Annotated in this window: 1 protein-coding gene; it reads left to right on the top strand. The window is 60.5% G+C overall.

The annotated features are described in order from the left end of the window. Positions 1–216 precede the first annotated feature (216 nt). Positions 217–1,572 (top strand): IS5 family transposase, encoded by a 1,356-nt coding sequence (locus ACR1XV_RS21390; RefSeq protein WP_480448282.1) that lies wholly within the window; start codon positions 217–219, stop codon positions 1,570–1,572. The last annotated feature ends 303 nt before the right edge of the window (positions 1,573–1,875 follow it).

Below are 1,875 nucleotides of genomic sequence, written 5' to 3'. Positions count from 1 at the left end.
CAGGCAGGACAATCCTGATCTTCTTCTCGACCGAGTATTGCCTTGCGCGTCTTGCGCTTGATGCCCCTGACCAGCTTGTCGGTGGCGTCATTCGATAGTCGACCCTGAGTAATTCCCAACCTACTGATTTTCTGATGGAAATGCTGATTTCGTGTGTTTTTGAGCTGCAGGGTTTGCTATTCTGCGGGCGATTTTCTTGCAATTTCGGATTGCCTCATGAAGCCCAAGTCGAGACCGCTGGAACAGGATGATTTGCTGCGCCCGCGCCTGGTCGATCTGATCGACATGCGCCATGAGCTGGTTAAGCTCGAGGGCTATATCGACTGGGATTTCTTCGAGCGCGAATGGTCCGGGTTTTTCCCGTCGCACCGCGGTCGGCCGGCAACATCGCCGCGGCTGGTGGCCGGGCTTCTGTATCTGCAGCACGCCCATGACCTGTCTGACGAGGCCGTTGTCCGGCGTTGGGTGGAGAACCCCTACTACCAGCATTTCTGCGGCGAGGTGTTCTTTCAGCATCGCCCCCCGATCGACCCGTCTTCGCTGACCCGGTGGCGGAAACGGATCGGCGAGGAGGGTGTCGAATGGCTGCTCACCAAGACCATCGAGGCCGGCAAGGCTGCCGGGGCGATAGATGACAAGAGCGTCGGGCGGGTCATCGTCGACACGACGGTGATGGAGAAAGACATTGCCCATCCCACCGACGCTCGGCTCTACGAACGCGCCCGGCAACGGTTGGTCAAGCTGGCCGGCGAGGCCGGGATACAGCTCCGCCAGAGCTATGCGCGTCTGGCTCCGAGGCTTGCGGCTCAGGTCGGCCGCTACGCCCATGCCCGGCAGTTCAAGCGCATGCGCAAGGCACTGAGAAGATTGAAAGGATATACCGGCCGCGTGATGCGCGACATCGCGCGGCAACTCGAGAAGGTCGCCGACCCCGGCCTCATGGCCCGTATCGCCGATGAACTGGAGCTTGCCGCCCGGTTACTGCGGCAAAAACCGAAGGACAAGGGCAAGCTCTACGCGCTACACGAACCCGCGGTCGACTGCATTTCCAAGGGCAAGGCCCACAAACGCTACGAATTCGGCTGCAAGGTCAGCGTCGCCACCACGATGAACGAGGGCTTTGTGGTCGGCATTCGGTCGCTGCCCGGCAACCCTTACGACGGCCACACTCTGGCCGAAGCGCTGGAGCAGGTGGAAATCCTCACCGACACCCGCCCCGCCCAGGTCTTCGTCGACCGCGGCTACCGCGGCCATGGCGTGACTTTGAGCCAGGTGTTTATCAGCGGCCAGAAGCGCGGTGTCACACCAGTCCTTCGCAAGTTGATCCGCCGGCGAAGCGCAATCGAGCCCACCATCGGCCACATGAAATCCGAAGGTCGCCTCAGACGCTGCCCGCTCAAGGGCACCCTCGGCGATGCCATCTTCGCAGTGCTGTGCGGCTGCGGCCACAACATCCGCCTGATCCTGGCTCATATCAGAAAGCTTTGGCCTCAAATCTGGGGCAGGATACTCGACGCCCTGACTGCGATCTCACTCTGCCGGCGGCCACGACACGCTCTCGCGGCGGCATAAAGCAATATGTTCAGGGCCGACTAATGAAAGCAACTCCGACACGCGCGTAAACCGTGGTGCGGTCATTGCCGGCAGTTTCTCCCTTAATGACGGGCAACATTTACTCGCGTTTACCGGAAGGGGTTTCTCGGGGATTACCGGTCTCGACGGGGGCGATGATGTGTCGGCTGCCGATGGATGGGTCGACACCCTGACATTGACAGATGTGGCCGCAACATTGGATGGGTCCACGGTCAACAACTGGGAGACGATCTCACTGAACGGTGAAGAATTGACCTTTTCCAACGGTGCTCTGACCACGGG

The organism is Ruegeria sp. AD2(2025) (assembly GCF_056542385.1).
This window is presented reverse-complemented; position numbering and strand designations above follow the sequence as displayed.

Bases quoted from the DNA above. Each gene is read 5' to 3' on its own strand.
- ACR1XV_RS21390 (WP_480448282.1), top strand. From the start codon at position 217: ATGAAGCCCAAGTCGAGACCGCTGGAACAGGATGATTTGCTGCGCCCG.